The organism is Citrobacter sp. wls708, assembly GCF_005281255.1.
Taxonomy (GTDB): domain Bacteria; phylum Pseudomonadota; class Gammaproteobacteria; order Enterobacterales; family Enterobacteriaceae; genus Citrobacter; species Citrobacter werkmanii.
In genome coordinates, this window is record NZ_SZXE01000043.1 from 120329 (window position 1) to 145789 (window position 25461).

Consider the following 25461-nt stretch of genomic DNA (forward strand, 5'->3'; position numbering starts at 1 on the left):
GCCTGCAAGCGGAAGATGACACTATGAAAGAACTTGTGGTCGTTGCCATTGGCGGCAACAGCATTATCAAAGATAACGCCAGCCAGTCGATTGCGCACCAGGCTGAAGCGGTGAAAGCGGTGGCGGATACGGTGCTGGAGATGCTGGCATCGGACTACAACATTGTGCTGACGCACGGTAACGGACCGCAGGTGGGGCTGGATCTGCGACGGGCGGAAATCGCGCATGAGCGTGAAGGTTTGCCGTTGACCCCGTTGGCAAACTGTGTCGCCGATACCCAGGGCGGCATCGGTTATCTGATCCAACAAGCGCTGAACAATCGTCTGGCGCGGCGCGGCGAGCAGAAAGCGGTCACCGTGGTGACCCAGGTGGAGGTCGACAAAAACGATCCGGGCTTCGCTAATCCAACCAAACCTATCGGCGCATTCTTTAACGCAGCCCAGCGCGATGAACTGCTGCGGGTCAATCCCGGCTGGCGCTTTGTGGAGGATTCCGGGCGCGGCTACCGTCGGGTGGTCGCTTCGCCAGAGCCGAAGCGCATCGTCGAAGCGGAGGCGATTAAGGCGCTAACCCGGCAAGGCTTTGTGGTGATTGGCGCGGGCGGCGGCGGGATCCCGGTGGTGCGTGGTGAGCAAGGTGATTACCAGAGCGTGGACGCGGTGATTGATAAAGATCTTTCCACAGCGCTGCTGGCGCAGGAGATTCACGCCGACATTCTGGTGATCACCACCGGTGTTGAGAAAGTGTGTATTCACTTTGGCAAACCTGAGCAGCAGGCGCTGGATACGGTGGATGTCGCCACGATGACCCGCTATATGCAGGAAGGACATTTCCCGCCGGGCAGCATGCTACCCAAAATCGTTGCCAGCCTGACATTCCTGGCACGCGGAGGTAAGCGAGTGATCATCACCACGCCGGAATGTCTGCCCGCCGCACTCCGCGGCGAAACGGGTACCCACATTGTCCATTCCTGAGAGGAGATGCGAATGAAAGAAAGTAACAGCCGCCGCGAATTTTTAAGCCAGAGCGGAAAAATGGTGACCGCTGCCGCGCTGTTTGGCGCGGTGGCCCCGGTCGCGTATGCTGCTAATCCTGTCGGGAACACCTGCGGGTCGAAGAGCACAATGACGATTAACGATAAACACTATTACCTGGACAACGTTCTGCTGGAAGCAGGGTTTGATTACGAAAACGCGGTGGCAGTCCATACCCGTACCGCGCTGCAAACCATCGAAATCCAGGACGGAAAAATCGTTGCGTTGCGCGAGAATAAGCAGCATCCGGATGCGACACTGCCGCACTACGATGCGGGCGGCAAGCTGATGCTGCCCGCTATGCGCGACATGCACATCCACCTGGATAAAACCTTTTATGGCGGTCCGTGGCGCTCACTGAACCGTCCGGCTGGCACCACGATTCAGGATATGATCCGCCTGGAGCAAAAGCTGCTGCCTGAACTCCAGCCTTACACCCAGGAGCGCGCGGAAAAGCTTATCGATTTGCTGCAATCTAAAGGTACCTCGATTGCTCGCAGCCATTGCAACATCGAACCGGTTTCCGGGCTGAAAAACCTGGAAAACTTGCAGGCGGTGTTGGCGCGTCGTCAGCCGGGTTTTGCCTGTGAAATCGTGGCATTTCCGCAGCATGGCCTGCTGTTATCAAAATCTGAACCGCTGATGCGTGAAGCGATGCAAGCGGGGGCGCATTACGTTGGCGGTCTGGACCCAACCAGCGTGGACGGGGCGATGGAAAAATCCCTCGACACTATGTTCCAGATTGCGCTGGATTACGATAAAGGCGTGGATATTCATCTGCACGAAACCAGCCCGGCGGGCGTGGCGGCGGTGAATTACATGGTGGAAACGGTAGAGAAAACGCCGCAGTTGAAGGGCAAACTGACCATCAGCCACGCTTTCGCGCTGGCAACGCTGAACGAACAGCAGGTTGACGCGCTGGCGACTCGTATGGCGGCTCAGCAGATTACCATTGCCTCGACGGTGCCGATTGGCACGCTGCATATGCCGCTCAAACAACTGCGTGACAAAGGCGTGGAGGTGATTACCGGGACCGACAGCGTGATTGACCACTGGTCGCCGTACGGGCTGGGAGACATGCTGGAGAAGGCGAATCTGTACGCGCAGCTCTATATTCGCCCCAACGAGCTTAACCTGTCGCGCGCGCTGTTTCTTGCCACCGGCGATGTGCTGCCGCTAAACGATAAAGGTGAACGCGTGTGGCCGAAAGCGCAGGATGAAGCCAGCTTTGTGCTGGTGGATGCCTCCTGTTCGGCAGAAGCGGTTGCCCGCATCTCGCCCCGCACCGCGACCTTCCATAAAGGACAACTGGTGTGGGGGAATGTCGCAAGCTAGTCTGGATTTACGCGCAGCGGCAACTGCTGCTGCGCACACTGCTCGTTAACCGACGATCCCCATATAGCCGTGGATCCCCATATATAAGCCGACCATCGCAATGAGCGCACTGGAAAAATAAGGCGCTTTGCGTGCCAGCGTATTAAATCCACTCCAGCGTTTGGCCGCCTGCTGTACGCTGATTGCTGCGCCCACACCCACCGTCACCAGCGTCAACGCCAGTCCTAGGCTGAAGCACAGCACCATAGTCGCGCCCAGCGTGAAGGCTTTGAGCTGGATGCATATCAGCAGCACCGTAATGGCGGCTGGGCACGGGATAAGCCCGCCGGTCAGGCCGAACAGTAATATTTGGCCGTTGGTGACCTCTTTGCCCGCAAAGCGGCGCTGAATATCAGTGGCATGCGCCCGTTCGTGGGCATCCTGATACTCTTTTGAATCCTCGCTCAGCCCTGCCAGCGCGGCATGGTCATGATCGTGTTCGTGGTGATGATGGTGATGAGCATCATCGTGGTCATGATGATGGTGGTGATGATGATGATCGTCATGATCATGGTGATGCTCGTGATGCGTCCGGGCCAGCCAGTTCTGCTCTCCCTGCCAGGTGCGCCAGAACATCCAGAATGCAGTGCCGAGAATAATAATCGCCGAGACAAACTGCAGCCAGGGCTCAACGGCCTGGGCGGTAAACGCTTTGCTGATATACATCCCGCCCAGTGCTATCAACCACACCACGGCGGTATGCGAGAGTGTAGCCGCCAGCCCCAGCATCACCGCCTGTTTGATGGTGCCTTTAATGGCAATAATAAAGGCCGCCATCATCGTTTTCGAATGTCCCGGTTCCAGACCGTGTAACACACCCAATAAAATCGCGCTGGGAATGAAAAACCAGGCATTGCCTTGCTGAAGAAGTGTAGAAAACTCACCCATGAGAATGATTCTTAGTTGTTTAATTTTGCCCGATTCTACTCCCCCCCAGTATTAAATACTACCCCCCAGTAGAATGTCGATGGTATTGTCGCTACGGCAAGACGTTAAAAAGGTAAAGCTATGTCACATACGATCCGCGACAAACAAAAGCTGAAAGCCCGAACCAGTAAGATTCAGGGGCAGGTAGCGGCGTTGAAAACCATGCTGGATGAACCGCATGAATGCGCGGCAGTATTGCAGCAAATCGCGGCGATCCGCGGTGCGGTAAACGGGTTAATGCGTGAGGTGATTAAGGGGCATCTGACCGAGCACATCGTGCATCAGGGCGATGAAATAAAGCGCGAAGAAGATTTGGATGTGGTCCTGAAAGTACTGGATTCGTATATCAAATAAGTCAGTTGAACGGCTCATTCACGTTCAATACCGTCAAGTTAAGCATGTAGGGTGAATATGTGATTCTTGCTCAGGGTTCCGTTCACCTCAGCAGTGTCATTTATCTGAAGCATCGATACCCGTGAACGTGTAAAGGGCGTTCTTCGCCACGCCCTTTACAATCCCGGCTCCCGGCGGGAAAATTGCCGCTCCGCGGTCCCCTCCGCTCATTCCTCCAGGCTACCGGGCCGGGCGCGAGGTAGCGTCCTTGCAAAGCGCGTCCTGAGCCAGCATCCATGCTGGCTCTCCCGGCCTTACGGAAACACGTCGGCAATTTTCAGCCGGACCAGCCCACACCTGACCATTTGCGTTTTTTGTTTAAACAGCAAAACAGATTTAACGGAAGTCAGAGCGTTGAAGCGATGACTCCGGTCCGGCTGAAAATCGATGAGTTGTTGACGGCTGACCGGGGCTGTCCGCAGGGATGCGGACAGAGGGGACGGCCTGCATGGACGCAGGCTCCGCCCCGACCCGACAGGCAGACGGCATAAGACGAATGAATCGCGTAGCGACGATTTTCCCGCCGGGAGCCTGGGTTGCAAGGGAGGCGGCGGTGAGCCTCCCTTGCACGTTCACAGGAATCGGTACTTCAGAGAAACAATGAACATGAGGTGAACGGAACCCTTTCTCTGAGATAGCATGTTCATTACTTCCGCTAACACAGGTTGATACTTTCTGAAACTGAGTCGTTAAATGAGCGGCATCGCACCCAATTTCAGGAGAATGAGCCGTTAACTATATGTTCTAGCCAAAAAACATCACAGATACACACAGCAACCCGACAATCAGAGTGATCAGATTACCCACTGAACGGTACGGCTTTAACGCCGGTATCAGATAAGTGGAGAGAGTCGGCATGATAAACAAAATCATGGCGATGAGTGGCCCGCTAATGGCGTAAATCATTGAAATCGCATTAGGATTAATGCAGCAGACGATAAACGTAATGGCCGAAACTAACATAATGGACAGGGCGCGGTTAAAAGCCCGGCTTTTCTTCACGCCCACCTGATGCAGCGACGTTTTTACCACTTCTGTTGCCCCTTCAATCACGCCAAAGTAGGTGCCAAGGAACGATTTTGACATCGCCACAACGGCGACAATAATCCCGGAAATCGACAGCCATGCCGGTGCGTTTGGCATCATCGATAACGCTGACAGAATGGTCACGCCTTCATTTTTCGCGTCTTCGATATAGTTTGTCGGAATCGAAAGCAAACAGCTGAAGACGAAAAACAGTACGCTCAGGCAGATGATGACGTAGGCGACCTTCATGATTTTTTTGCATTTACCCATGGCCTGCTCGCCGTATTTCTCACGTCGGTCAATGGCGAACGTTGAGATAATTGGCGTATGGCTAAAAGCGAAAACCATCACGGGAATAGAGATCCAAACCTGATGAAGCGTGTGCTGATCGAAAGACATCTGGCCGGTGAGTAGCGTTGGTTGCCAGCTTCCGGTCAGGTAGAGCGAAAGGAACAAAAAGTACGCGATGAGCGGGAATACCAGAAAGCCCATAACCCGAATGGTGGCTTGTCGGCCCATCAGAAAAATCAGGTTCAGTACCAGCACCACGCCGAGACTCACCAGCACGCGAACACGCAAATCGATGGCGATATGTTTTGCCAGCTGTTCGGTGAGTGAATTGGTTATCGCCACGGCGTAGATCAGCACGACGACAAAGAAGGCAATAAAATAGAGAGTGGTGATCAGGTTACCGATCTTCTTGCCGTAGTAATGGGTGACTGCACCGGTGATGCCTTCGCCTGCTGACGTTTTTGACGACAGGATAAACTGGCACAGCGCCTTGTGTGGCCAGTAGGTTAACGGCCAGGCCACGAGGGCGGTGATAAACAGCACCACCGCGCCTGCAGAACCCAGCTGTATGGGGAGGAAGAGGGTTCCTGCGCCGACGGCAGTCCCATATAGTGCGAAGCTCCAGAGAGTCTCTTCTTTTGACCAAATTTTCGACATTATTTGAACGTATCAACTATAAAATAAACAAAAAGAAGCGCAATTTACCACAAATGAGAGGGGCTGGGGGAAGTGTGAACAAGCGGGCTGGTGAATGGATGAATAGCCGGAATCAAGATAATTCCGACTATTTATTGAATTATCAGGCAGTAACGCGCTGCTGGCGGCGCTTCATCATGCGCTCGCGTAATGTGTCATACGCCCAGTTATAGAACATGGTGTACGGCAGGAAGAACAGGAAGAAACCTATTTCCAACGTGAATGCCTGAAGCAGGCTGACGTTCAACACATAGGCCACGATGCTCACCCCGATCACAATAAACCCGCTCTCGAAGCCTAAGGCGTGAAAGGCGCGAACTTTAGCCGTACGTTTTACCCGATGCGACGGCCATAAGCGGTCAAACAGGGCGTTATAAATGATATTCCAGATCATCGCCGTGGTAGCCAGAATAATGGTCAGTCCGCCCATTTCCAGCACCGAACGCTGCATCAGCCACGCGGTAGTCGGCGCAAGGATCGCGGTGGCAATGCCTTCAAAACAAACGGCATGAAAAATTCGCTCTACTAACGAGCGGCGCTGGACTATATCGTGTTGCATAACCTAAAACCTTCTTTGATGCCCGGATAACGGAATGGTGGCAATTTTATCGTTTTATGTGATATCTAAAAGATAGTATCCATCGATAAAGTAGATAGTTCATGCGTTACTCTCCTGAAGCGTTAACGGCATTTGTAGAGACCGTTTCCTGCGGCTCATTTTCTGCGGCGGCCCGACGGCTGCGTAAAAGCCAGTCCACTATCAGTACGGCAATTGCGCATCTGGAAGCCGATCTCGGTTTTGCGTTGTTTGACCGATCCTCCCGTCAGCCAACGCTGACCGAAGAAGGTAAACGGGTGCTGGGCTATGTGCAGGCAATTTTGACGGCCAGCGAACGTCTCGATGAGGCGGCAATCTCGCTGTCGGGTGAGACGGAGGCGCGCCTGACCTTCGTGCTTTCGGACACGCTGCACCCGGATGTGCTGGAAGAACTGATGGTGCAGTTTGACCGCAAGTTTCCGCATACCGAGTTTGAATGTCTGATTGGTGAAGATGAAGACGTGATCGATCTGCTGCAAAAAGGGCGCGCGCAGGTCGGATTGATTGAGGCAAGAGAGGATTACCCGACCGACATGGGCGTGACGCGGCTGCCGATGCAGTCCTGGATGGGGTTGTACGTTGCGGACTCGCATCCGCTGGCGAGTCAGGAAAAACTACAATGGGAACAACTCCACACCTGGCGCGAACTGCGCCTGAATACCTACCTGGAAAGCGGTACTAACGTGGCGCGCGGACCGGTCTGGTCAGCGCCTAACTATTTGTTGTTGCTGAGTATGGCGGTTCAGGGATTCGGTTGGTGCGCGCTCCCTTGTGCGCTGGTGGAGGAGTTTGCCGCGGAAAAACCGCTGGTTCAGCTACAGGTGTCCGGCTGGCCAAAGGCTATCTCTATCGATCTGTTGTGGAATAAGAAATCACCGCCTGGCGTGGCGGGAAGTTGGCTGCGCGACCATTTACAGCAGAGTGGCGTTCAGATGACCAATAAATGATACGAAATTCCTTTGTGATAAAAATCACCATTTTTAAACAACTTTGATAACTACTTTTAACAATCATCTACTATTGCGGTGTTATTTTGCGCTGAGGTAGTGATGAAAGAGGTTGTGATAGTCGGGGCGTTAAGGACACCGATCGGCTGCTTCCAGGGAACACTGGCGCGCCACTCTGCCGTTGAGTTAGGCAGCATGGTGGTCAGAGCGTTGCTGGAACGCACGGGCGTGGATGTTCACGCCGTGGATGAAGTGATCCTCGGGCAGGTGCTTACCGCAGGTGCCGGGCAGAACCCGGCCCGTCAGTCCGCCATCAATGGTGGGCTACCTAATACCGTTTCCGCCATCACCATTAACGATGTTTGCGGTTCGGGGCTGAAAGCGCTGCATCTGGCGACCCAGGCTATCCAGTGCGGTGAAGCTGACATTGTGATTGCCGGCGGGCAGGAGAATATGAGCCGTGCGCCGCATGTCCTTACCGATAGCCGCACTGGCGCACAACTGGGGAACAGTCAACTGGTCGACAGCCTGGTGCATGACGGTCTGTGGGATGCTTTCAACGATTATCATATGGGCGTCACTGCGGAAAACCTGGCGCGGGAATATGGCATTAGCCGTGAATTACAGGATGCCTACGCGCTGCACTCGCAACACAAGGCTCGGATGGCTATCGACGCCGGACGCTTTAAAGATGAAATCGTGCCGGTGGTGACCCAGCGTAATGGCCAATCATTCGTAGTGGATACCGATGAGCAACCGCGTACCGATGCCAGTGCGGAAGGGTTGGCGCGTCTGGATCCTACCTTCGACCGGCTCGGTTCGGTCACCGCGGGGAACGCCTCATCCATCAACGATGGCGCCGCCGCGGTGATGATGATGAGCGAGGCCAAGGCGCAGGAGCTGAATTTGCCGGTGCTGGCCCGCATTCGCGCGTTCGCCAGCGTCGGGGTCGATCCCGCACTGATGGGGATTGCGCCAGTGTATGCTACGCGCCGCTGCCTTGAGCGTGTGGGCTGGCAACTGGCTGATGTTGATCTGATCGAAGCCAACGAAGCGTTCGCCGCGCAGGCATTGTCCGTTGGGAAAATGCTGGAGTGGGATGAGCGGCGGGTAAATGTGAACGGCGGCGCTATTGCGCTTGGCCATCCGATTGGCGCATCGGGTTGTCGTATTCTGGTTTCGCTGGTGCATGAAATGGTGAAACGTCGGGCGCACAAAGGGCTGGCAACGCTGTGTATCGGCGGCGGTCAAGGGGTGGCGCTCGCTATCGAACGAGACTAACGATCTTGGATTTCCCTTCTTAAACGCCTTTTTTGTGTGTTACCCCGGCATCCATAAAAAAGCCCTCCAACAGGAGGGCAAGGCCAGTTACAGAAACATACACTCTAAACGCCGTCAATATATCAAAACATTGTTTCATTTCATGTGATTGACTGCGCACTTTGTCAGCAAAGGTGTGCGAACATCGTATGTGCCCGGCTGTATTTTCAATGTCTTACCCCTGCCACTCATGATTATCTCCTTTGTGTTTTATCTATCTAATTGTTTTAAATGATTTTATTTGAAGTGCTCCCGCGATTTATTTGCCGAGCGTGATCGCAATTACACTTTTGATAATAAGATGCGGAAAAAGTGAAACAACGTTTCATTTGTAATTGAAAACCCTATCCGGGAGGGCTATCATGAGCGCATTAGATAAAACGGAACAGCGTTTTGCTATTCGTTAAAGTATTCACGGTCAATTTATCACTGGAGGTAAATGTGGACGTAAGACAAAGCATCCATAGTGCGCATGCAAAAACCCTCGACACTCAGGGGCTGCGTAATGAGTTTTTGGTCGAAGAAGTATTTGTCGCAGATGAATACACCATGATTTACAGCCACATCGACCGTATTATTGTCGGCGGTATTATGCCTGTGGCCAAAACCGTCTCTGTGGGTGGCGAAGTCGGTAAACAACTGGGCGTAACCTATTTTCTCGAACGCCGTGAGCTGGGTGTGATTAACATCGGTGGTCCGGGCACGATTACCGTTGACGGTCAGTGCTATGAAATTGGTCATCGTGATGCGCTGTACGTCGGCAAAGGGGCAAAAGAAGTCGTGTTTGCCAGCGTTGATACGGCGAAACCGGCGAAGTTTTACTACAACTGCGCACCGGCCCACACGACTTATCCAACCAAAAAAGTCACGCCTGCTGACGTTGCGCCAGTGACGCTGGGCGACAACCTCACCAGTAATCGTCGCACCATCAATAAATATTTTGTGCCGGATGTGCTGGAAACCTGCCAGTTGAGCATGGGCCTGACTGAACTGGCGCCGGGCAACCTGTGGAACACCATGCCGTGCCATACCCATGAACGCCGTATGGAAGTCTACTTCTACTTCAACATGGAAGAAGATACCTGCGTCTTCCACATGATGGGACAGCCCCAGGAAACGCGTCATATTGTGATGCACAACGAGCAGGCGGTGATTTCGCCGAGCTGGTCTATTCACTCAGGCGTTGGCACAAAAGCTTATACGTTCATTTGGGGCATGGTGGGTGAAAACCAGGTCTTTGATGATATGGACCATGTCGCCGTCAAAGATCTGCGCTAGTTGCGGGCGACAGCCGTGCCTGCCTGCGGCGGGCATTATAAAAAATTAAGGATTTACAATGATTTTGAATGCATTCTCTCTTGAAGGTAAAGTCGCCGTTGTGACCGGTTGCGACACCGGCCTGGGTCAGGGTATGGCGCTGGGGCTGGCGGAAGCGGGTTGCGATATTGTCGGTATCAACATTGTTGAACCGACGGAAACCATCGAACGCGTGACCGCACTGGGCCGCCGTTTCTTGAGTCTGACCGCCGACCTGCGCCAAATTGATGGTATTCCAGCTCTGCTGGAGCGCGCAGTGGCAGAATTCGGCCATATCGATATTCTGGTCAACAATGCGGGCCTTATCCGTCGTGACGATGCGATCGACTTCAGCGAAAAAGACTGGGATGACGTGATGAACCTGAACATTAAGAGCGTATTCTTTATGTCTCAGGCCGCGGCGAAGCACTTTATCGCTCAGGGTAACGGCGGCAAAATTATCAATATCGCCTCTATGCTCTCTTTCCAGGGCGGTATCCGCGTTCCGTCTTACACCGCGTCTAAAAGCGGCGTAATGGGCGTCACCCGTCTGATGGCGAACGAGTGGGCAAAACATAACATCAACGTCAACGCGATTGCGCCGGGTTATATGGCGACTAACAACACTCAGCAACTGCGTGCTGATGAGCAGCGTAGCGCAGAAATCCTCGATCGTATTCCGGCAGGACGTTGGGGACTGCCGAGCGACCTGATGGGGCCTGTTGTGTTCCTGGCGTCCAGCGCGTCTGACTATATTAACGGCTATACCGTTGCGGTAGACGGCGGCTGGCTGGCACGTTAATACATTCTCTGAACAACAAACCCTGTCATCTGGCAGGGTTTTTTTGGTTTTAAGTTATTTTAATCCATATTCTGTCTATAAATTAATCCATACATAATTATATATGTATGAATTTGTAATGTTTAATCCTCTTTAATATCAATAAATTAAATTTAATTGAGTGGTTGCTGATAAATTTTAAAATTGGAATATCCATCACATAACGAGGTGGTGTAGCTATTTCATCCATGTTTTTGCCGTTTCCCGCCTGACGCTCCATGTAAGGGATCCCTTACTTTCAGGGACATGGTTTACTCTGTATCTGGCAGGAAAAAATGGTCTCAATAAATAATGATGCTGCTTTAGCGCCGCGCCCTGTGCGCGATACGCGACGTATGAATATGTTTGTCTCTATCTCTGCGGCTGTCGCAGGATTGTTATTCGGCCTGGATATTGGCGTGATAGCGGGCGCGCTGCCTTTCATCACCGATCATTTTGTCCTGATCAGTCGTCTGCAGGAGTGGGTGGTGAGCAGCATGATGCTGGGTGCGGCAATTGGCGCACTATTTAATGGTTGGCTGTCATTCCGCCTGGGACGTAAATACAGCCTGATGGCGGGCGCGATCCTTTTTGTCGTCGGATCTCTGGGATCGGCGTTTGCGTCCAGCGTTGAAATGCTTATTTTTGCCCGCGTGGTGCTGGGCGTTGCGGTGGGTATCGCGTCTTACACCGCGCCGCTCTATCTTTCCGAAATGGCCAGTGAGAATGTGCGCGGTAAGATGATCAGTATGTACCAGTTAATGGTTACGCTGGGTATTGTGCTGGCCTTTTTATCTGATACGGCATTTAGCTACAGCGGTAACTGGCGCGCCATGTTGGGGGTGCTGGCGCTCCCGGCGGTTTTACTGATTATCCTGGTGGTTTTCCTGCCGAACAGTCCGCGCTGGCTGGCGGAAAAAGGTCGCCACATCGAAGCCGAAGAAGTATTGCGAATGCTGCGTGATACGTCAGAAAAAGCCCGCGATGAGCTGAACGAAATCCGTGAAAGCCTGAAGCTGAAGCAGGGCGGATGGGCGCTGTTTAAAATTAACCGTAACGTGCGTCGCGCGGTTTTCCTCGGAATGTTGTTGCAGGCGATGCAGCAGTTCACCGGGATGAATATCATCATGTACTACGCGCCGCGCATTTTTAAAATGGCGGGCTTTACCACCACCGAACAGCAGATGATTGCCACGCTGGTGGTTGGCTTAACGTTCATGTTCGCGACATTTATTGCCGTCTTTACGGTTGATAAAGCCGGACGCAAACCGGCGCTGAAAATTGGTTTCAGCGTGATGGCCATTGGGACGCTGGTACTCGGCTATTGCCTGATGCAGTTTGATAACGGCACGGCTTCCAGTGGTCTGTCCTGGCTGTCAGTCGGTATGACCATGATGTGCATTGCAGGTTACGCGATGAGCGCCGCGCCGGTGGTGTGGATCCTGTGTTCGGAAATTCAGCCGCTGAAATGCCGCGATTTTGGTATTACCTGCTCGACCACCACCAATTGGGTGTCGAACATGATCATTGGCGCCACGTTCCTGACGCTGCTCGACAGCATCGGCGCGGCGGGTACATTCTGGCTGTATACCGCATTGAACGTCGCTTTTATCGGTATTACATTCTGGCTTATCCCGGAAACCAAAAACGTCACGCTGGAACACATCGAGCGCAAGCTGATGTCGGGTGAGAAGCTAAGAAATATTGGGGTGTAAGTGAGCAGAGAGCCCGATAGATCAACTCATTATCGGGCTCCCATTGCTACCTATTTCAATGTGGAGAGGCCTGCCTGGCGAGGAGGTCCTTAGCAGACAGCCCGGTTATCTTTAGTATAATTTCATGACTAATACCATTCGCTAACATCATCTGGGCAATGCGTAATGCCTCTTGTTGTTTGGCTTCCTGTTGCAATACTTCCGCGATAGTCATCAGACGTTCCTTTTGCTGTGGTACCCGGTAGGCAACCTCACGGATAAATTTATCAACGTGAGGCGTATTTCCAAACTGCATCATGTAATTAAATAGCGTTTTGAGCTGGCTGTCATTAGCGTATCCCGTAGCCAGCAACGAGACCAGTTGTTCCACTAATCCCATTAAATCACGCTTGCGGATATGTTTTTGCATCAATTCCAGCAGTGCTATACGGCGATGTTGCATAATTTCGTCATCGGGTATTACGGTGATATCTACCAGCGGAAATGTTGCTGAGTATAACTGTCGTGCCAATGCGGGGTCGTCAAACTCATCCAGCCAGCAGAGTGAAAAGGGGTAGGGGCTGAGAGCGCCATGATAAAACAGCATCGGTATCACCAAAGGTAATGTTTTATGGCCAGCATCCAGATGGCGTTGCATTGCAGCCATGGCGTAGCGCATTAGCCGGAATGCCATGTGAGCGTCTGGCGAACTCTGATGCTCAATAACAACATAGATATATCCAACGCTTTCGTTTGTTTTTAATGACCACAGCACGTCGGAGTAGCTGGCTCGCAGGCTATCCTCAATAAAACTGCCTGATTCCAGTTTTAGTGTTTGCAGATCACATAGCTCCCGCAAGGTTGATGGAAGATAGATATCCAGAAAATCTCTTGCGGTATCGGGATGGTACAAGAACTGTTTGAAGACCGCGTCATGTGGAGTGGCCGTTGTCATTTTTGTCATGGCGATCCGTCACCGTTAATTAAGTTAACGTGACTGTAATCGCCCACATGGCGGGGCGCATCCCGGAATTAACGCTTATGCGAGCTGGTATCGAAGGAAAATACCCTACCTTGTAACGTATGCATTTTTAGGGAACTGAGTACGCATTTTAGCGTGTTCTCAGACCGGTCAGTAGCATGGTTTGAGAACAGCGAAATTACCCGTGCAGAAAATCGTCGCGCACCGGAGTGAACGTATCGAGTAATGTTCCTGCTTTTAAGCAGACGCAGCCATGCATAATGTTGGGCTGTTTATACAGGGTGTCACCTGCGGAAACGACATGCTTTTCTTCCCCAATAGTAAATTCAAACTCACCGGATAAAACGTAAGTCAGCTGTTCATGCGGGTGGTTGTGCAGCGGACCAATCGCGCCCTGCTCGAAGTTCACCTCAACCGCCATCATTTTACCGTCGTGAGCAAGAATGCGACGGGTAACGCCATTGCCCAGATCTTCAAGCGTGGTCTCTTTATGAAAAATAAACATCCGACATTCCTGTAAGTTAGTGAAACGGTGTTTTATTAAATTTATATCAGCAAAGTATAAAAAGAAATGCACACCAACAGATGTGGAAAGTTGATCACATCTTTGGTTCACTGAAGAGATAACAACAAATGAGGGGAAGCGATGAAAACGATCGGTCTGTTAGGCGGTATGAGCTGGGAATCTACCATTCCTTATTATCGACTCATTAATGAAGGGGTAAAACAGCGTCTGGGTGGCCTGCATTCGGCACAGATTCTGTTGCACAGCGTAGATTTTCATGAGATTGAAGCCTGTCAGTCCAGCGGCGACTGGCAGCGGGCCGGGCAGATCCTCGCGCAGGCCGCCAGAGGGCTACAGGAGGCGGGAGCTGAGGGCATCGTGTTGTGTACCAACACGATGCACAAGGTTGCTGAGGCGATTGCAACCGCCTGTGATGTACCGTTCCTGCATATTGCTGATGCCACTGGTCGCGCCATACAAAAGCAGCAGATGAGCAACGTGGCGCTGCTGGGTACGCGCTACACCATGGAGCAGGATTTTTACCGTGGGCGCTTACAGGCTGAATTTGGCATTAGTACGCTTATCCCTGACGCTAACGACCGGCAAAAAATAAACCAGATTATTTTCGATGAGCTGTGCCTCGGCGAATTCAGTAACACATCCCGCGATTATTACCTCAGTGTGATTGCTCAACTGGCTAAGCAGGGCGCGCAAGGGGTAATTTTTGGCTGTACCGAGATTGGTCTGCTGGTGCCAGCCGAGCTAAGCCCACTACCGGTTTTCGACACTGCGGCTATCCATGCGCAAGATGCGGTGGAGTTTATGCTTTCGTCTGTCGATGCAAAATAGCGTTCAGCGGATCGATTAGCTTCGGCAGATGGGCTTGCAGATGCGCGGTAAAAGCATCTACCAGCGCCGAGGCGGGGCGATGAAGCGGGTGAATCAGGCTGACCGTAAACGGTACCGAAATACTGAAGCGGCGGATAACGATCCCGCTGCTGGCGTAATCCAGCGCCGTTAATGGATTGACCACCGAGATCCCCACACCCGCCCGCACCATTGCACAAATTGAAGCAGCGCTATGGGTTTCTATTACCATGCGGCGTTTCACCTGATGCTCATTAAACAAGGTATCCAGAAGCTGACGGTAGCTGTCGGTCTGCGACAGGCTGATGTAGTTTTCGCCCTGAAAATCCTGGGGGGTGAGCACGGATTTCTCGGCCAGCGGATGTCCCTGTGGCAGCACGCATACTTCATCCAGCGCCAGCAATTCTGTACGTTTAGTGCCGGCGGGAGTATGCAGAGTTTCTGTGATGCCCAGATCGTGGCGTTGCGCCGACAGCCACTCTTCCAGCAATGGTGACTCCTGCGGCACTATCTGAATATTGACCTGCGGGTAGCGTGTGAGGAACGGCTCCAGCAGCGGCGGTAAAAAAGATTGTGAGAATACCGGCAGGCAGACAATCGATAATTCGCCCTGACGAAATTCGCGCAGGCTTTCAGCGGCGCTCACAATCCTGTCCAGACCATACCAGGAACGTTGCACCTCTTCAAACAGACGTAACCCTTGCACGGTCGGATGCAGCCTGCCACGCGAACGTTCGAACAGCGTTAATCCCAGCACTTTCTCGAATCGGGCCAGTTCCCGACTGACGGTCGGCTGCGAGGTATGTAGCATCCGCGCGGCTTCCGTCAGATTGCCTGCGGTCATGATGGCGTGAAAAATTTCAATATGGCGCAGGTTAACGGCGGGCATGGCGAATCCTCGAATGATGTAATCCATATCATTTTTGCATAGACTCACGATAAAACGATATTTTTTATTCTTTTCGGGCTGTGGCGTAATCATACAAAAGCCAATACCGGAGCACACCATGCCACGCCCACTCAACAGCACTGATACCGATCTCACCGCCGACAACCTGCTACGCCTGCCCGCTGAATTTGGCTGCCCGGTGTGGGTGTATGATGCACAGATTATCCGCGCGCAGATTGCCAAACTGAGCCAGTTTGACGTGGTGCGTTTTGCCCAGAAGGCATGCTCAAATATTCATATTCTGCGCCTGATGCGCGCGCAGGGTGTGAAGGTCGATTCCGTCTCGCTGGGCGAAATTGAACGCGCGCTGGCGGCGGGTTTTGAGCCGGGAAAAGATGAGATTGTCTTTACCGCCGATATGATCGATGGCGCGACGCTCGCCCGGGTGCATGAATTGAGCATTCCGGTAAATGCCGGTTCAGTGGATATGCTGGAACAACTGGGTCAGCTTTCGCCGGGCCATCGCGTGTGGCTACGCGTCAACCCTGGCTTTGGTCATGGACATAGTCAGAAAACCAACACCGGCGGCGAGAACAGCAAACACGGTATCTGGTACAGCGATCTACCGGCGGCGCTGGAAGTGATCCAGCGCTATCAGTTGAAGCTGGTTGGCATTCATATGCATATCGGATCCGGCGTCGACTACGGCCATCTGGAACAGGTATGCGGCGCGATGGTGCGTCAGGTTGTCGAGTTTGGTCAGGATCTGGAGGCGATCTCCGCGGGCGGCGGGCTGTCGATCCCGTATCGCGAGGGGGAAGAGGCGATCGATACCGATCACTACTTTGGGTTATGGAACGCCGCGCGCGATCAAATTGCGCGTCATCTGGGTCACGCTGTTAAATTGGAGATCGAACCGGGCCGTTTTCTGGTGGCGGAATCCGGCGTGCTGGTGGCGCAGGTGCGCAGCGTAAAAGCGATGGGCAGCCGTCACTTTGTGCTGATTGACGCAGGCTTCAACGATTTGATGCGCCCGGCGATGTACGGTAGCTATCACCATATCTCTGCACTGTCGGGGGATGGCCGTTCTCTGGAGCAAGCCGCGCAAATAGAAACCGTAGTAGCCGGGCCGCTGTGTGAGTCCGGCGACGTCTTTACCCAGCAGGAAGGCGGAAATGTGGAAACCCGTCTACTGCCAGCGGTGGTGCCGGGGGATTATCTGGTGCTGCATGATACCGGGGCGTACGGCGCGTCAATGTCGTCAAACTACAATAGCCGCCCGTTGCTGCCGGAGGTGTTGTTTGATCACGGCGTGGCGCGACTGATTCGTCGTCGTCAGACTATTGATGAGCTACTGGCGCTGGAATTAATCTGAATACAGCGTTGTGAAAAGCCGGATAAGCGTAGCGCCATCCGGCATCTGATTACTTAAAGTACGGCCCCGTTGTCACCGATTCCCGCAACACCAGTTTGCCAGTAAACGGTGGGATCGGCTCTACGTTCTCACCGTTGGCCAGACGGATAGCCTGGTCAATTGCCGTTGTGATCATGGCGTCAATCGGCAGATAGACGGTAGAGAGTCCCGGCTCCAGCCATTTAGCGCTGGGCGCATCGTCAAAACCAAACAACGAGACGTCCGTCGGGATCTTCAGGCCAGCCTGATGCAACGCTTTTGATGCACCTAATGCCATGTCATCGTTACAGGCGAACAGAGCGCTAAATGTCACCCCTTCCTCCAGCAGCTCACGACAGGCTTCATAGCCACGCGTCATCGTTGAATCGCCGTATTTAACCTTGCCGGGGTCCCAGGGAATACCGTTTTTTTCCAGCGCATTACGATATCCCATCAAACGTGATTTACCGGTAGGGGTATGGCCCGGCACGGTGATGCAGGCAATATCGCTATGCCCCTGGGAGATCAGATAATTGACCGCCTGGAACGCGGCTTCTTCCTGTTCAAAGAAAATCGCGCGATCGCGGGCCTGACTGACATCACGGTTAATGACCAGCAACGGCATAGCAATGCTGTTCATCAGTGACATAATCGCCTGCTCACTCATATAACGGGTATAGAGAATAATGGCATCACACTGCCTGTCGGCCAGCATTTGCACGGCTTCCTGTTCACGCTCCGGCGTGTCGTGACCGTCGGTGACGATCAACTGCTTACCGTGAGATTCCGTCTGGCGCGAAGCCTGTTGCAGCAGACGGCCAAAGTAGAATCCATCAAACGTGGAAACCACCAGGCCAATGCTATTGCTGGTACGGTTCGCTAAAGAACGCGCTAAAAAATTGGGTCGATAATCAAGTGCCTGCATGGCCTTAAACACTTTCTGGCGCGTGCTCTCTTTTACCTGACCCGTACCATTCAGCACGCGCGAAACGGTCGCTTTTGAGACGCCAGCGTGTCGTGAAACGTCCAACATCGTGGTCATGACGCTATCCTGGTTAATCGTTTGACGAAGAATTGCCCGGCTCTGTCAGCGTCGAAACGGAATGGCGGCGCACCAGAGTTGGGTTAAATACGTGGGTGATTTCAGGCGCAGGTCGCTTCTCCGCCAGCGCCAGCGCCAGTTCAGCGGCCTGGGTCGCCATCGTCACTATCGGATAGCGTACCGTGGTCAAACGTGGACGCACATAGCGGGAAACCAGCACATCATCGAAGCCGATCAGGGAAATTTCGCCTGGTACATCAATGCCGTTATCATTTAACACGCCCATCGCGCCAGCCGCCATTGAGTCGTTATAGCAGGCTACAGCCGTGAAGTTTTTACCACGGCCAAGCAACTCGGTCATGGCCTGCTCACCGCCGCTCTCATCCGGCTCGCCAAAGGTCACCAGCCGATCGTTAATCGGTATATTGCTCTCCGTCAGCGCATCGTAATAGCCTTGCAGGCGATCCTCCGCATCTGAAATGGTGTGATTGGAGCACAGATAACCGATACGCGTATGGCCCTGCTGAATAAGGTGTCGGGTAGCCAACCACGCGCCGAAGCGGTCATCGAGGGCAACGCAGCGTTGTTCGAATCCTGGCAGAATTCGGTTGATTAATACCATGCCGGGGATTTGCTTCATTAATGAAGCCAGATCTGCATCCGGGATGATTTTGGCGTGGACAACAAGCGCAGCGCAGCGGTGGCGAATAAGCTGTTCAATCGCCTGACGTTCCTTCTGTTCATTATGGTAGCCGTTGCCGATCAGTAAAAAATTACCGGTGTTATAGGCCACCTGCTCGACAGCTTTAACCATTGCCCCAAAAAATGGATCTGACACATCACCAACCACCAGTCCGACGGTTTCGGTAGATTGTTGCGCCAGCGCACGCGCGTTGGCGTTGGGGTGGTAGCTGAGTGATTCCATTGCACTCGTTACGGCCAGACGCGATGCTTCGCTGGCTTTGGGGGAATCATTAATCACTCGAGAAACGGTGGCGACTGATACACCAGCTAGTCGGGCTACATCCTTTATGGTCGCCATGATAGTACCTGTTGTGGGTAAACGCTTACATTGTGTCAGTGTTACGGAAAACGGCTGGCTGTTCAAGCAGATTGCCTGTCAGGACGTCGCAAATGTGAGCGCGCACGAGCGAAGTAAGACAGAAAATAGAAAACGCTAATTTTTACTTACACTTTGCGATGTGCTGTTGCGATTGTTTGCTGGTGAGGGCACTGAGCAGATTGCTAAAGTTGGGATCCCAGAGGTATTGATAGGTGAAATCAACTTTCGGGTTGATCACTAGATTTCCACCAGCCTGCGCAGATGCGCAGGTTTTTTTTTGTCTTCGGCCTATCTGTAACAGTAACCGATAATTTACACAACTCGTTGCATTTGGGTTCATTCCTTTGCGTTTTCGCACTGGCGTATCTGGCTGCTGACGACCACAATCAAGATCCCAGAGGTATTGATTGGTGAGATTATTCGGTACGCACTTCGTACCTGTCTCTTGCACCGACCTGCGCGGATGCGCAGGTTTTTTTTCGGATTGAATTCACCAGTTACCTGTCGCGCCCATTCCCCAACTCGTATACTCTCCCATCATTAATGTTTATGTAATTAATGGCACAGGGAGTTGAGATGCTATTTGGCTTTTTTCGTAATCTGTTTCGCGTGCTTTTCCGCGTTCGCGTCACGGGCGATATCAGCGCGCTACAGGGAGAACGCGTTCTAATTACTCCCAACCATGTCTCATTTATCGACGGCATCCTGCTGGCGCTTTTTTTACCGATTCGCCCCGTTTTTGCTGTTTACACCTCTATAAGCCAGCAATGGTACATGCGCTGGCTGACCCCGCTGATTGATTTCGTGCCGTTAGACCCGACCAAACCGATGTCGATTAAACATCTGGTTCGCCTGGTCGAGCAGGGACGTCCGGTGGTTATTTTCCCGGAAGGGCGTATTTCGACCACCGGTTCATTGATGAAAATCTATGACGGCGCCGGGTTTGTCGCGGCAAAGTCAGGGGCCACGGTGGTTCCTGTGCGTATCGAAGGCGCGGAGCTGTCACGCTTTAGTCGCCTGAAAGGTCTGGTTAAACAGCGATTCTTCCCGCGTATTCGCTTGCACATCCTGCCGCCGACCCATATGCCGATGCCGGAAGCGCCGCGTGCTCGCGATCGCCGCAAAATCGCGGGTGAAATGCTGCATCAAATTATGATGGAAGCGCGCATGGCGGTACGTCCGCGTGAAACGCTTTATGAGTCTCTGCTGGCGGCGAAATATCGCTATGGCGCAGGCAAAAACTGCATTGAAGATGTTAACTTTACGCCGGACAGCTACCGTAAACTGCTGACTAAGACGCTGTTTGTGGCCCGTATTCTGGAAAAATATACCTCTGAGGGTGAAAAAATTGGCCTGATGCTGCCAAACGCGGGGATCAGTGCGGCGGTCATTTTTGGCGCTATTGCGCGTCGACGTATTCCGGCGATGATGAACTATACAGCAGGTGTAAAAGGGCTAACCAGCGCCATTACTGCATCAGAAATCAAAACTATCTTCACTTCCCGACAGTTTCTCGATAAAGGCAAACTTTGGCATTTACCGGAACAGCTCACCCAGGTGCGCTGGGTTTACCTGGAAGACCTGAAAGCCGATGTGACGTTTAGCGATAAGCTGTGGATCTTCTCACACCTGCTGGCACCGCATCTGGCGCAGGTGAAACAGCAGCCGGAAGAGGCTGCGGTGATCCTCTTTACCTCTGGCTCGGAAGGTCATCCAAAAGGTGTGGTACATAGCCACAAGAGCATTCTGGCGAACGTCGAGCAGATTAAAACCATCGCCGATTTCACCGCCGACGACCGCTTTATGTCTGCGTTGCCGCTATTCCACTCCTTTGGTCTGACGGTGGGATTATTCACGCCGTTGCTGACCGGCGCAGAAGTGTTTCTTTATCCCAGCCCGCTGCATTACCGCATTGTGCCGGAGCTGGTCTACGACCGGAACTGCACCGTACTGTTTGGTACGTCAACGTTCCTTGGCAACTACGCGCGTTTCGCGCATCCCTATGATTTTCACCGTCTGCGCTATGTGGTGGCGGGAGCGGAAAAACTGCAAAACACCACAAAACAGCTGTGGCAGGAGAAATTTGGTCTGCGCGTCCTTGAAGGCTATGGCGTGACGGAATGTGCGCCAGTGGTGTCGATCAACGTGCCGATGGCGGCGAAATCAGGAACGGTAGGGCGCATCTTGCCCGGTATGGATGCCCGACTGTTAGCTGTTCCAGGCATTGAGGACGGAGGGCGTTTACAGCTGAAAGGCCCTAATATTATGAGCGGCTATTTGCGCGTCGAAAAACCCGGCGTGCTGGAAGTGCCGACGGCAGAAAATGCGCAGGGTGAGATTGAGCACGGCTGGTATGACACCGGAGACATCGTGCGCTTTGATGAAAACGGCTTTGTACAGATCCAGGGACGCGCCAAGCGTTTTGCTAAAATTGCCGGAGAGATGGTCTCGCTGGAAATGGTTGAGCAACTGGCGCTGGCGGTATCTGCGGATAAAATGCACGCCACGGCGATCAAAAGCGATGCCAGCAAAGGCGAGGCGCTGGTGCTGTTCACCACCGACAGTGAACTGACGCGCGAAAAACTGCAGCAGTATGCGCGAGCGCACGGCGTGCCTGAACTTGCCGTGCCGCGTGATATTCGCCACCTGAAACAACTCCCATTACTCGGCAGCGGTAAGCCGGATTTTGTCACGCTGAAAAGCTGGGTCGATGAGCCGGAAAAACAACATGAGTGAGTCAGTGCACACTAACACTTCTATCTGGTCCAAAGGGATGATGTCCGTTATCGCCGCGCAGTTCCTGTCGGCGTTTGGCGATAACGCCTTACTGTTCGCCACGCTGGCTTTGCTTAAGGAACAATTTTATCCGGACTGGAGTCAGCCGATCCTGCAAATGGTGTTTGTGGGCGCTTACATCCTGTTTGCGCCCTTTGTCGGGCAGGTGGCGGACAGCTTTGCCAAAGGCAGGGTGATGATGTTCGCTAACGGCATGAAGCTGCTGGGCGCGGCGAGTATTTGCTTCGGCGTTAATCCGTTTCTCGGCTATACGCTGGTGGGGATCGGCGCGGCGGCGTATTCACCAGCCAAGTATGGCATTCTCGGTGAACTGACCACTGGCGACAAACTGGTGAAAGCTAACGGCCTGATGGAAGCCTCCACCATTGCCGCGATTTTACTCGGTTCTGTGGCGGGGGGCGTGCTGGCCGACTGGCACGTGATTGCTGCGCTTTCTGCCTGTGCGCTGGCCTATGCGGGCGCTGTGGTGGCTAACCTGTTTATCCCGAAGCTGGCCGCGGCTCGCCCTGGCCAGTCCTGGCATTTGGGGAAAATGACCCGCAGTTTTTTCTGTGCGGCCACTTCGCTGTGGCGTAACGGTGAAACGCGTTTCTCATTGGTGGGAACCAGCCTCTTTTGGGGCGCTGGCGTCACGCTGCGTTTTCTGCTGGTGCTGTGGGTGCCGGTGGCGCTGGGCATCACCGATAACGCCACACCTACTTACCTGAATGCCATGGTGGCGATTGGGATTGTGGTCGGCGCGGGTGCGGCAGCGAAGCTGGTGACGCTGGAAACCGTGTCGCGCTGTATGCCTGCGGGGATCCTGATTGGCGTCGTGGTGCTGATCTTCTCGCTGCAACATGCGCTGCTTCCGTCCTACGCGTTGCTGATGCTTATCGGCGTGTCAGGCGGGTTCTTTGTGGTGCCGCTGAATGCGTTGTTACAGGAGCGGGGCAAGAAAAGCGTCGGTGCGGGTAATGCGATTGCGGTGCAAAACCTGGGTGAAAACAGCGCGATGCTGCTGATGCTGGGTATTTACTCGCTGGCGGTGCTGGTGGGGATCCCGGCGGTAGCGATTGGTATTGGATTTGGCGCGCTGTTTGCGCTGGCGATTGCGGCGCTATGGATTTGGCAGCGCCGCCATTAGTCTGTGACGTGTAGTTGCCTTATCGGGCCTACAGGGAATGCTTTCTGTAGGCCTGATAAGCGTAGCGCCATCAGGCACTAACCGTTATGGTGCAGGATAGGTATACACCTGATGCACCGCTTCAATCTCGGCCAGAACTTCTTCGCTCAACGCCAGATGCAGGCTTTCAACGTTGGTTTTTAACTGCTCCATCGTCGTTGCTCCCAGCAGGGTGCTGGCGACAAACGGCTGACGACGCACGAATGCCAGCGCCATTTGCGCAGGATCCAGATTATGGCGTTTCGCGATATCCACATAGGCTGCAACGGCCTTTTGCGTTTGCTCACCGCTGTAGCGTGTGAAACGGCTAAACAACGTATTACGTGCGCCGGCAGGCTTCGCGCCGTTCAGATACTTACCGGTTAGCGTACCGAAGCCCAGGCAAGAATAGGCCAGTAGTTCAACCCCTTCGTACTGGCTGACTTCTGCCAGTCCAACTTCATAGCTACGGTTCAGCAGGCTGTAGGGATTCTGGATAGTGGCGATGCGCGGCAGATCGTGTTTGTCCGCCAGATGCAGATAACGCATCACGCCAAACGCGGTTTCATTGGAAACGCCGATGTAGCGAATTTTTCCCGCGCGCTGAAACTCAGCCAGCGCGTCCAGCGTATCCAACAGGGAGACGACCGGCGCGGAGTCCGTCCAGCTGTAGCCTAACTTACCAAAGCAGTTGGTGGGGCGCTGCGGCCAGTGAACCTGATACAGATCCAGGTAATCGGTTTGCAGTCTTTTCAGACTGTCGTGCAGCGCTTCACGGATATTTTTACGGTCCAGCGCCTGATTTGGTCGAATGCCGCTGTCGTTGTTACGTGATGGCCCACTGACCTTCGACGCCACGATTAGCTTTTCGCGGCTACCGTGTTTGGCTAGCCAGTTGCCCACGTAAGTTTCGGTGAGTCCCTGGGTTTCAGGACGCGGCGGTACCGGATACATCTCGGCAACGTCGATCAAATTTATGCCTTGTGCCACGGCATAATCGAGCTGTGCATGGGCGTCGGCTTCGCTGTTTTGTTCACCAAACGTCATTGTGCCCAGCCCCAGTGTACTGACTTCCAGCGAGCTGTGGGGTATACGGTGATATTGCATAGCCGTTTCCTTTTTATAATCACAACATAAGGATTATAAAAATGGCTGAGGGAAGAGAAAAAGGGAAGTAAAATTGTTAAGGCCAGCGCGCTGCTGACCTCAACCATCAGCGTTCAATGATTTGAGATACATCGTCGCGGTTGATCTGCATCGCATTGCCTTGCTGATCGTGGTAGCTCACCAGACCGGTATCGTCGTCAATCTCTGGTTTTCCGTCGGTCAGGATCATTCGGCCATCTTTTGTCGCCATTACATAATCGCTGCTGCACCCAGAAACTACAAAAGCCAGTCCTACGGCGGAAATCAAAACTGCCCATTTTTTCATCTGCTTATCCTCTCATGGCCTGCGTCTGACAATAGTTTAGTAATAACGCGAAGTTATGCATGACGAAAGCAGTAAAATCTTAAACTGTGAGAAGAGGTAGGTCCGGCGCGGTATTCGCTCCCCTTGCGGGGAGCGACAGATTTCATCAGAGCGGATTTTTTTTATTACGCCACAGGTTCAGTGTCTCTACCGCGATAGAGAAGAACATGGCGAAATAGATGTATCCTTTCGGAACGTGGACGTCGAAACTTTCCAGAATTAGCGTAAAACCGACCAGAATCAGGAAAGAGAGCGCCAGCATTTTCACTGAAGGGTGACGATCGACAAACTCACCAATTGGGCGAGCAGCAAACATCATCACGCCCACGGCAATCACCACCGCCGCCATCATGATAAACAGATGGTCAGACAAGCCTACCGCTGTAATTACGGAATCCAGACTGAAGATAATGTCTAACAACATGATCTGCACAATCGCGCCCAGGAATGAAGAGACGCGGGTTTTCAGTCCCTCTTCCTCACCTTCAATGGATTCGTGGATCTCTTTACTGGCTTTCCAGATCAGGAACAACCCGCCGAGCAGAAGGATCAGATCGCGCGCCGAAATCGCCTCGCCAAATACCTCGAACAACGGGTTTGTCAGCCGTGTTACCCAGGCGATAGAGGCCAGCAGCGCCAGACGCATAATCATTGCTGCCGCCAGCCCAATACGTCGGGCATGATTGCGTTGCGCTGTCGGAAGTTTGGCTACAACCAGAGAGAGGAAAATAATATTGTCGATCCCAAGAACGATCTCCAGCAGCGTCAGCGTACCGAGCGCAAGCCAGGCGTTAGGATCGGTTATCCATGCAAATAACATCGAGCAAAGTCCTGCCAAAAAAAGAAGCGGTAATTATAGGCCCGTAACGCGGCGGGTGAAAGGCCGGGCAGTG

23 protein-coding genes are annotated in these 25461 nt (G+C 53.2%); 12 read left to right on the forward strand and 11 right to left on the reverse strand.

Going from position 1 to position 25461, the window contains the following annotated elements; translation table 11 throughout:
- Positions 1 to 23 precede the first annotated feature (23 nt).
- Entirely contained in the window at positions 24 to 974 is a 951-nt protein-coding gene (locus FDW97_RS21845; RefSeq protein WP_087856767.1) for a carbamate kinase family protein, read from the forward strand.
- 12 nt (positions 975 to 986) lie between these two features.
- A complete protein-coding gene (locus FDW97_RS21850) occupies positions 987 to 2369 on the forward strand; it encodes an amidohydrolase family protein (RefSeq protein WP_137351615.1) in 1383 nt (460 codons plus the stop codon).
- A 45-nt stretch (positions 2370 to 2414) separates the two neighbouring features.
- On the opposite strand, the gene FDW97_RS21855 is transcribed toward FDW97_RS21850, so the two are convergent.
- On the reverse strand, positions 2415 to 3296 hold the full coding sequence (locus FDW97_RS21855; protein WP_137351616.1) for a nickel/cobalt efflux protein RcnA: 882 nt from the start codon (positions 3294 to 3296) through the stop codon (positions 2415 to 2417).
- Positions 3297 to 3416: 120 nt separating this feature from the next.
- Here FDW97_RS21855 and rcnR point away from each other — a divergent pair, with 120 nt between their 5' ends.
- On the forward strand, positions 3417 to 3689 hold the full coding sequence (rcnR, locus tag FDW97_RS21860; protein ID WP_003825567.1) for a Ni(II)/Co(II)-binding transcriptional repressor RcnR: 273 nt from the start codon (positions 3417 to 3419) through the stop codon (positions 3687 to 3689).
- A 783-nt stretch (positions 3690 to 4472) separates the two neighbouring features.
- Here rcnR and FDW97_RS21870 read toward each other — a convergent pair.
- Together FDW97_RS21870 and FDW97_RS21875 are read right to left on the reverse strand one after the other, a co-directional pair.
- On the reverse strand, positions 4473 to 5702 hold the full coding sequence (locus tag FDW97_RS21870; protein ID WP_038633372.1) for an amino acid permease: 1230 nt from the start codon (positions 5700 to 5702) through the stop codon (positions 4473 to 4475).
- Positions 5703 to 5844: 142 nt separating this feature from the next.
- Positions 5845 to 6300: a multidrug/biocide efflux PACE transporter gene (locus tag FDW97_RS21875; protein ID WP_085048788.1), complete on the reverse strand. Its 456-nt coding sequence runs from the start codon at positions 6298 to 6300 to the stop codon at positions 5845 to 5847.
- Positions 6301 to 6401: 101 nt separating this feature from the next.
- On the opposite strand from FDW97_RS21875, the gene FDW97_RS21880 reads away from it, so the two are divergent.
- The 5 genes from FDW97_RS21880 to araE all read left to right on the forward strand — a co-directional run bounded on the left by FDW97_RS21880 (position 6402) and on the right by araE (position 12437).
- Entirely contained in the window at positions 6402 to 7286 is an 885-nt protein-coding gene (locus FDW97_RS21880) for a LysR family transcriptional regulator (protein ID WP_121529516.1), read from the forward strand.
- Positions 7287 to 7388: 102 nt separating this feature from the next.
- Positions 7389 to 8567 carry an acetyl-CoA C-acetyltransferase gene (locus FDW97_RS21885; protein ID WP_006686936.1) on the forward strand — a complete coding sequence of 393 codons (1179 nt, stop codon included), beginning with the start codon at positions 7389 to 7391 and terminating at the stop codon, positions 8565 to 8567.
- A gap of 480 nt (positions 8568 to 9047) precedes the next feature.
- The gene (kduI, locus tag FDW97_RS21890; protein WP_137351617.1) at positions 9048 to 9884 is read left to right on the forward strand and encodes a 5-dehydro-4-deoxy-D-glucuronate isomerase; all 837 of its coding nucleotides are present in this window, start codon (positions 9048 to 9050) and stop codon (positions 9882 to 9884) included.
- 58 nt (positions 9885 to 9942) lie between these two features.
- Positions 9943 to 10704 (forward strand): 2-dehydro-3-deoxy-D-gluconate 5-dehydrogenase KduD, encoded by a 762-nt coding sequence (kduD, locus tag FDW97_RS21895; RefSeq protein ID WP_003033923.1) that lies wholly within the window; start codon positions 9943 to 9945, stop codon positions 10702 to 10704.
- Between the two features lie 314 nt (positions 10705 to 11018).
- Positions 11019 to 12437 (forward strand): arabinose-proton symporter AraE, encoded by a 1419-nt coding sequence (gene araE / locus FDW97_RS21900; protein WP_137351618.1) that lies wholly within the window; start codon positions 11019 to 11021, stop codon positions 12435 to 12437.
- Between the two features lie 55 nt (positions 12438 to 12492).
- Here araE and FDW97_RS21905 read toward each other — a convergent pair whose 3' ends face one another.
- A complete protein-coding gene (locus tag FDW97_RS21905) occupies positions 12493 to 13380 on the reverse strand; it encodes an Rpn family recombination-promoting nuclease/putative transposase (protein WP_137351619.1) in 888 nt (295 codons plus the stop codon).
- Between the two features lie 196 nt (positions 13381 to 13576).
- Positions 13577 to 13903, reverse strand: a complete 327-nt coding sequence (locus tag FDW97_RS21910) for a cupin domain-containing protein (RefSeq protein WP_085048791.1) — start codon at positions 13901 to 13903, stop codon at positions 13577 to 13579.
- A 141-nt stretch (positions 13904 to 14044) separates the two neighbouring features.
- Between FDW97_RS21910 and FDW97_RS21915 the strand changes: the two genes are divergently transcribed.
- Positions 14045 to 14752 (forward strand): aspartate/glutamate racemase, encoded by a 708-nt coding sequence (locus FDW97_RS21915; RefSeq protein ID WP_085048792.1) that lies wholly within the window; start codon positions 14045 to 14047, stop codon positions 14750 to 14752.
- Here the strand turns inward: FDW97_RS21915 and FDW97_RS21920 are convergent.
- Positions 14724 to 15659, reverse strand: a complete 936-nt coding sequence (locus FDW97_RS21920) for a LysR family transcriptional regulator (protein WP_137351620.1) — start codon at positions 15657 to 15659, stop codon at positions 14724 to 14726. The genes FDW97_RS21915 and FDW97_RS21920 overlap by 29 nt on opposite strands.
- 118 nt (positions 15660 to 15777) lie before the next feature.
- Between FDW97_RS21920 and lysA the strand changes: the two genes are divergently transcribed.
- On the forward strand, positions 15778 to 17034 hold the full coding sequence (lysA, locus tag FDW97_RS21925) for a diaminopimelate decarboxylase (protein ID WP_137351621.1): 1257 nt from the start codon (positions 15778 to 15780) through the stop codon (positions 17032 to 17034).
- A gap of 49 nt (positions 17035 to 17083) precedes the next feature.
- Here lysA and FDW97_RS21930 read toward each other — a convergent pair whose 3' ends face one another.
- On the reverse strand, positions 17084 to 18094 hold the full coding sequence (locus FDW97_RS21930; protein WP_137351622.1) for a LacI family DNA-binding transcriptional regulator: 1011 nt from the start codon (positions 18092 to 18094) through the stop codon (positions 17084 to 17086).
- 13 nt (positions 18095 to 18107) lie between these two features.
- Complete coding sequence (galR, locus tag FDW97_RS21935; protein WP_038633343.1) at positions 18108 to 19136, reverse strand: HTH-type transcriptional regulator GalR; 1029 nt, start codon at positions 19134 to 19136, stop codon at positions 18108 to 18110.
- Positions 19137 to 19733: 597 nt separating this feature from the next.
- On the opposite strand from galR, the gene aas reads away from it, so the two are divergent.
- On the forward strand, positions 19734 to 21893 hold the full coding sequence (aas, locus tag FDW97_RS21945; protein WP_137351623.1) for a bifunctional acyl-ACP--phospholipid O-acyltransferase/long-chain-fatty-acid--ACP ligase: 2160 nt from the start codon (positions 19734 to 19736) through the stop codon (positions 21891 to 21893).
- Complete coding sequence (gene lplT / locus FDW97_RS21950; RefSeq protein WP_137351624.1) at positions 21886 to 23079, forward strand: lysophospholipid transporter LplT; 1194 nt, start codon at positions 21886 to 21888, stop codon at positions 23077 to 23079. The genes aas and lplT overlap by 8 nt, the downstream gene beginning before the upstream one ends.
- An 84-nt stretch (positions 23080 to 23163) precedes the next feature.
- Here lplT and FDW97_RS21955 read toward each other — a convergent pair whose 3' ends face one another.
- The 3 genes from FDW97_RS21955 to FDW97_RS21965 form a co-directional block, all read right to left on the reverse strand.
- Entirely contained in the window at positions 23164 to 24204 is a 1041-nt protein-coding gene (locus FDW97_RS21955) for an NADP(H)-dependent aldo-keto reductase (RefSeq protein ID WP_038633335.1), read from the reverse strand.
- Between the two features lie 106 nt (positions 24205 to 24310).
- Positions 24311 to 24529 (reverse strand): lipoprotein YgdR, encoded by a 219-nt coding sequence (gene ygdR / locus FDW97_RS21960; RefSeq protein WP_038633333.1) that lies wholly within the window; start codon positions 24527 to 24529, stop codon positions 24311 to 24313.
- 145 nt (positions 24530 to 24674) lie between these two features.
- Positions 24675 to 25388: a TerC family protein gene (locus FDW97_RS21965; protein ID WP_038633330.1), complete on the reverse strand. Its 714-nt coding sequence runs from the start codon at positions 25386 to 25388 to the stop codon at positions 24675 to 24677.
- Positions 25389 to 25461 lie beyond the last annotated feature (73 nt).

Coding starts and splice junctions, on each gene's coding strand:
- FDW97_RS21920 (WP_137351620.1), bottom strand. CDS start 15,659: ATGCCCGCCGTTAACCTGCGCCATATTGAAATTTTTCACGCCATCATG.
- ygdR (WP_038633333.1), bottom strand. CDS start 24,529: ATGAAAAAATGGGCAGTTTTGATTTCCGCCGTAGGACTGGCTTTTGTA.
- FDW97_RS21850 (WP_137351615.1), top strand. CDS start 987: ATGAAAGAAAGTAACAGCCGCCGCGAATTTTTAAGCCAGAGCGGAAAA.
- aas (WP_137351623.1), top strand. CDS start 19,734: ATGCTATTTGGCTTTTTTCGTAATCTGTTTCGCGTGCTTTTCCGCGTT.
- rcnR (WP_003825567.1), top strand. CDS start 3,417: ATGTCACATACGATCCGCGACAAACAAAAGCTGAAAGCCCGAACCAGT.
- FDW97_RS21845 (WP_087856767.1), top strand. CDS start 24: ATGAAAGAACTTGTGGTCGTTGCCATTGGCGGCAACAGCATTATCAAA.
- galR (WP_038633343.1), bottom strand. CDS start 19,136: ATGGCGACCATAAAGGATGTAGCCCGACTAGCTGGTGTATCAGTCGCC.
- FDW97_RS21855 (WP_137351616.1), bottom strand. CDS start 3,296: ATGGGTGAGTTTTCTACACTTCTTCAGCAAGGCAATGCCTGGTTTTTC.
- FDW97_RS21965 (WP_038633330.1), bottom strand. CDS start 25,388: ATGTTATTTGCATGGATAACCGATCCTAACGCCTGGCTTGCGCTCGGT.
- araE (WP_137351618.1), top strand. CDS start 11,019: ATGGTCTCAATAAATAATGATGCTGCTTTAGCGCCGCGCCCTGTGCGC.
- FDW97_RS21875 (WP_085048788.1), bottom strand. CDS start 6,300: ATGCAACACGATATAGTCCAGCGCCGCTCGTTAGTAGAGCGAATTTTT.
- FDW97_RS21910 (WP_085048791.1), bottom strand. CDS start 13,903: ATGTTTATTTTTCATAAAGAGACCACGCTTGAAGATCTGGGCAATGGC.
- lplT (WP_137351624.1), top strand. CDS start 21,886: ATGAGTGAGTCAGTGCACACTAACACTTCTATCTGGTCCAAAGGGATG.
- FDW97_RS21930 (WP_137351622.1), bottom strand. CDS start 18,094: ATGACCACGATGTTGGACGTTTCACGACACGCTGGCGTCTCAAAAGCG.
- FDW97_RS21915 (WP_085048792.1), top strand. CDS start 14,045: ATGAAAACGATCGGTCTGTTAGGCGGTATGAGCTGGGAATCTACCATT.
- kduD (WP_003033923.1), top strand. CDS start 9,943: ATGATTTTGAATGCATTCTCTCTTGAAGGTAAAGTCGCCGTTGTGACC.
- FDW97_RS21880 (WP_121529516.1), top strand. CDS start 6,402: ATGCGTTACTCTCCTGAAGCGTTAACGGCATTTGTAGAGACCGTTTCC.
- FDW97_RS21885 (WP_006686936.1), top strand. CDS start 7,389: ATGAAAGAGGTTGTGATAGTCGGGGCGTTAAGGACACCGATCGGCTGC.
- FDW97_RS21955 (WP_038633335.1), bottom strand. CDS start 24,204: ATGCAATATCACCGTATACCCCACAGCTCGCTGGAAGTCAGTACACTG.
- FDW97_RS21905 (WP_137351619.1), bottom strand. CDS start 13,380: ATGACAAAAATGACAACGGCCACTCCACATGACGCGGTCTTCAAACAG.
- FDW97_RS21870 (WP_038633372.1), bottom strand. CDS start 5,702: ATGTCGAAAATTTGGTCAAAAGAAGAGACTCTCTGGAGCTTCGCACTA.
- lysA (WP_137351621.1), top strand. CDS start 15,778: ATGCCACGCCCACTCAACAGCACTGATACCGATCTCACCGCCGACAAC.